This is a genomic window from Lactobacillus nasalidis, assembly GCF_016587775.1.
In the GTDB taxonomy this organism is placed as follows: Bacteria; Bacillota; Bacilli; order Lactobacillales; family Lactobacillaceae; genus Lactobacillus; species Lactobacillus nasalidis.
In genome coordinates this window covers 1-4661 of the sequence record NZ_BOCG01000486.1, presented here as the reverse complement: position 1 = coordinate 4661, position 4661 = coordinate 1, and the positions used below count along the sequence as shown (strand labels likewise).

The 4661-nt window shown below is 55.4% G+C and carries 4 protein-coding genes; 1 reads left to right on the top strand and 3 read right to left on the bottom strand.

Annotated features, from left to right (window positions below; translation table 11 throughout):
• Positions 1-66 precede the first annotated feature (66 nt).
• From lacNas_RS09315 to lacNas_RS09305, 3 genes are all read right to left on the bottom strand, one after another.
• Positions 67-888: a hypothetical protein gene (locus lacNas_RS09315; RefSeq protein WP_201331454.1), complete on the bottom strand. Its 822-nt coding sequence runs from the start codon at positions 886-888 to the stop codon at positions 67-69.
• 80 nt (positions 889-968) lie between these two features.
• Positions 969-1622, bottom strand: coding sequence for a histidine phosphatase family protein (locus lacNas_RS09310; RefSeq protein WP_201331453.1), 654 nt, complete (start codon positions 1620-1622; stop codon positions 969-971).
• 6 nt (positions 1623-1628) lie between these two features.
• A complete protein-coding gene (locus tag lacNas_RS09305) occupies positions 1629-2204 on the bottom strand; it encodes a GDSL-type esterase/lipase family protein (protein WP_201331452.1) in 576 nt (191 codons plus the stop codon).
• Between the two features lie 275 nt (positions 2205-2479).
• On the opposite strand from lacNas_RS09305, the gene lacNas_RS09300 reads away from it, so the two are divergent.
• On the top strand, positions 2480-4661 hold a 2182-nt coding region (locus tag lacNas_RS09300), incomplete at its 3' end, for a GGDEF domain-containing phosphodiesterase (protein WP_201346804.1).

The following is a 4661-nucleotide window of genomic DNA, read 5'->3' as shown; positions in this document are numbered from 1 at the left end:
CCCCCGAAATTAGTGTCCTAATTTCGGGGGTCATATCAGGGGCGTTTTTTGCCGTGTCTTTGGCTTTTATTGCCGGTAAATATTGGCCAGCTGCTGGGCCAGGTCCGGCTGCTTGAGCTCGATCTGCGGGACCAGCTCCATGGCGTCGATCTTCCCGCTGTGGATGCGAGAGATGTTTTCCGCCGTCAGACCTTCGGTTTCAATAATCTCCAAGGCCGTTGGCAGCTTGTGGTACTTGTACATCTTGCCGCGCAGGGCTTCCTGCCTGGTTCCGTCCAGCATCCGCCGCAGCAGGTGCCGCAATTCGTCTTCCTGCTCGTCGGAAACGGTGAAGCCGATCACCCGCAAGGAGCGCGGAACGGCGTTGATGGTCTCTTCGACCGTCTTGCCGTAGCTGACGGCGTGCAGCTGGGTCAGGGCCTCAAAGAAGGCTTCTTCCAGCCGGTCGTCGCTCAAGCCCGGATTGCTGTCCCGCAAGTACTGCCGGTACTCCTCGGTCGCCGTGGTCCGTTCGTAGTACCATTCGTTCTCCCGGCGCAAAAATTCTTCTTTTTCCGGCACATAGTAGATCCGGTTGTGCTGCAGCTTTTTAATCTGCTTGAAATCCTGCGGCAGGTCCATCAGCACCCAGTCGCCGTAGAGATAGAATTCCTCATCCTCGTCCTCGCCGCGGTCTTCCCCCAGCAATTCAGCCTCGCCGGCCACATTGTAGTCCTGGTCGCTCTGGTCCAGAATCGTGAATTCCCAGAAATCGTCCTCATCGATGTTGAGCAGGGGGTTCTGGTGGCTGAAAATGTGGTACGCGTGCCGCAGCGGAACTATCCCGTACATGTTGATCATGGCGTAGAGATAGCGCCGGATCAGCAGCTTGTTTTCTTTACTAATCATATGTCTCACCTACCATTTTCGATAGATTGCTTTTTCCCACAGTCTATTATAGATCAGTTGGCGCCGGTCCCGGGCCAAAATCAGTACATTGGCCGCCCGAATTCTTCCAGGCTGACCTTGCCGTCCTGGTCGACGTCCAGAATCATCATTTCGTTGTGCTTTGGCAGCTCGGTTCTGAGCTGCTTGCCGCCGTAGATGCAGGCCAGGCAGTGGATGACGCAGGCATGGCCAACCAGCAGGATCCGTTCGGATTCATCGTAGTTGACCAGCCAGTCGATTCCCCGCTTTAAGCGGCTTTCAAACTCGCTGCCGCTTTCGGCATCCCCTTCCGGGTCGGCCTCATGGAAGAGGTCGCCGATTTGCTTCCAGGTGTAGCCGTCCTTGATCGCGTCCACCAGGCGGGGATACTTGTCGGTCTTCAGGGCCGCCTTGACCCCCTCAGTGTCGTGGAAAGCCTCGAAATAGCCAAAGAAAAGCTCCCGCAGGTCTGCGGTCTGGGTCATCTTGATGCTCTCCCAGTTGTCGTTTTCAGAGGCGATGATCTTCCGCGTGTCGGCTGCCCGCTTCAAGTCGCTGGAAGCCAGCAGGTCAAAATGCATTTCCTTCAAAGCCTTGCCCATCTGGTGGGCGCCGTCGATCCCTTCTTCGGTCAAAGGGGCGTCTGACCAGCCCTGCAGGCGCTGGTACTTGTTCAAATAGGTCCGGCCATGGCGAACCACATAGATCTTTTTCATTGATGTTCAACCTTCCTCGGGCAGCTGCTCCAATATTTTCGCTGCCAACAAACGATAGCCGCGCGGTCCGAAGTGCAGGCCGTCGGCAAGCTCTCCCCGGCACAGGTCTGGCAGGTTCCCCTCCTTGAGCATGGCCGTGAAAAAGTCGCTGTAAGCGACCTGGTATTCAGCCGCGACTTCCTCCATTACTTTAGCATACTTTGCCAGATTTGCGTTCGTCCGTCCCCGCTGCTTTCCTTCATCCACCGCCGGCCCGGACAGCAGGACCAGTTTTTCTCCGGGATAAAAGCAGACCAAGGCGGACACGATGGCCTGCAGGTTGCGCTGGTATTGCGCCAGCGGCACCTGCTTGTTTCTGGCCGCGTCGTTGACCCCGATCATCAAGAAGGCCCGGTCGGCTTTCGGCCGCTTCAAGGCCAGGTCTCCCAGCAGGGCCAGGAGGGCGCCGGAATTCAAGCCGGAAACCGCCGTATTGTCGAGCAGCAGGCCCGGCCGCTGCTCTTTCAAGGTCCAGTTGATCCGGGGCTCATCCAGCCCTTCCTTCCGGGCAAAAATACTGTCTCCAAGCAATAATATCCGCATTTTTTCCTTTCTATGCCGGCCAGGTGCTTGTTATTTTTCAGCACTAACATTATTTTGAAAACACTCAATGAAAAGGCTTAACAAACGCCGGCCGAGAGTGCTAATATGGTACTAGCTTAGTTATATAGTTTTTAACTTATAATCCGAACGAGGCACTTTACCTTTTTTATCAGCAGCGCTTCCCCGGATGTTCACTTTTGTATTTTACCGAAAAACGTCAGCTGCTCTAAAGAGATTTTTCGCTGTTCCGCCAATTACCGCATGAGGCTTGAGACATGACCAAACTTTACCAATTTTCTGCAGCAAATCGTAAAAGCTATGAGCAATTGAACTTTGCTCTGGCTGTCTACCAAGAAGCAGAGGGCAAGCTTGTCCCCCTGCTGGTTTCCGACGGCCTTTGCCAGCTCTACCAGCTGGGCCGCGACGAACTTTTGAAACACTTGAAGGCGGTCGACCATATCACCGTCAACCTGCTCACTGCCCCGCAGCAGCTCATCACCTGCCGCATCAAGCTGGCGGAAAGCTACCAGACCGTCCTGCTCCACGTGAGCCAGCAGATTTTTGCCGGCCAGACCCTGCTTTTCGTTGACTACATCAACATCGGCAACGACCAGGTCGACCTGCGGCCGGCCCAGATCGGCCACATTCCTTCCAACGAGCAGTACGAGGACAATTTGACCGGCCTGCTCAACAGCGTCTACCTGACCAGCTTCGGCCAGGATTATTTGGACAGCAAACTGCGCGTCGGCGACCAGCCGCGAATCATCATGTTCAACATCGTCGGCATGCACGGCTACAATGAGCACTTCGGCTATCTGGAAGGCGACCGCTTCCTGGTCAGAATCAGCCGCCAGCTCCTGCGCCTCTTCCCCGACAGCCTGGTGCTGCGCTACAATGAAGACCGTTTCGTGGTCCTCTCGACCAGCAACGACTATATCGAGAAGATCAAGGAGCTGCAGCGCTTCGTGCTGCGCAACTACTCCGTCGGCGGCGTCAAGGCGGGGATCTACTTTTACGTCAACCCGCGCGAAAGCATCAAATCCGCCGTCGACAAGGCCAGGAAGGCCCTGCAGTACACCGGCGATGATCTGACTCAACTGTACCATGTTTTCGACGAGAACGTGCGGGAAAAGTACATCAACCGCGACTACGTCCTCACCCACTTCCAGGAAGCCCTCGACAAGCGCTGGATCAAGCCCTACTACCAGATGGAGATCCGCAGCCTGACCGGCCAGATCTGCGGCTACGAGGCCCTGGCCCGCTGGATCGATCCCGCGGAAGGAGTGCTCAGTCCCGCGGTCTTCATCGGCGTCCTTGAGGACACCCACTTGATCAACCGGCTGGACCTGTCGATCATCGAGCAGGTCTGCGAGATGCTGGCGAGCTGCTACCAGCGGAAAATTCCGATTCAGCCGGTTTCCGTCAACTTGTCCCGGGTCGACTTCCAGGTCTGCGACATTTTTGCCGAAGTCGACGCCATCCGCCGCCGGTACAAGATCCCGACCTCCTATCTCAAGATCGAGATTCTGGAGTCAACGCTGACCACGGTGCCCGAGCAACTGCGCGCGGCCATGGACAAGTTCCACGCGGCCGGCTACCAGATCTGGATGGACGATTTCGGCAGCGGCTACTCCAGTTTGAACAACTTGAAGGACTTCGACTTTGACCTGCTGAAGATCGACATGATCTTCCTGCGGAACTTCCAGACGAATTCCCGCAGCCACATCATCCTGCGCGAAATCGTCGACATGGCCAAGCACCTGGGCATCCATACCCTGTGTGAAGGCGTTGAAAGCAAGGAACAGGCTGAATTTCTGCGGGCCATCGGCTGCGACCGCCTGCAGGGCTTCCACTTTTCCAAGCCGATCCCCGAAGAGGAGATGCTGGCGGAAATCAAGCGCCGGGGGCTGGCAGAGTACGAGCCCCAAGAAATGAACGACTACTATGACAAGATCGGGGAAACCAACATCCTGGTCAACCCGATGGTCAGTCATATTTCCCAGGGAATAAAACACCTGGAAATGCCTCTGGCCTTGATCGAACGGCGGCCGGGCAAGCAGCTGGTCTATTATTTCACCAATTTTGCCTATCAGGACGAACTGACCCGCCACCACTTGACCCCGGCTGAATGGCAGAAAATCGTCAATGACTCGCTCAAATACAAGTCGCTTTTGCTCAGTCTGATGGCCAAAAGCAAGAAGGTCAAGGCCTGCTCCACGGGCATGCTGGACGACCGCAGCTCGCTGGAGGTCAAGCACCTGGCCTGCTACAAGGACCGGGACATGTACATCTGCACCATTGGTGAATTTGGACATTACATAGACAAGACAAGACAAGACAAGACAAGACAAGACAAGACAAGACAAGACAAGACAAGACAAGACAAGACAAGACAAGACAAGACAAGACAAGACAAGACAAGACAAGACAAGACAAGACAAGACAAGACAAGACAAG

What these genes read in the sequence shown, in the direction of transcription:
- lacNas_RS09315 (WP_201331454.1), bottom strand. Translation starts at nt 888, where the DNA reads ATGATTAGTAAAGAAAACAAGCTGCTGATCCGGCGCTATCTCTACGCC.
- lacNas_RS09310 (WP_201331453.1), bottom strand. Translation starts at nt 1,622, where the DNA reads ATGAAAAAGATCTATGTGGTTCGCCATGGCCGGACCTATTTGAACAAG.
- lacNas_RS09305 (WP_201331452.1), bottom strand. Translation starts at nt 2,204, where the DNA reads ATGCGGATATTATTGCTTGGAGACAGTATTTTTGCCCGGAAGGAAGGG.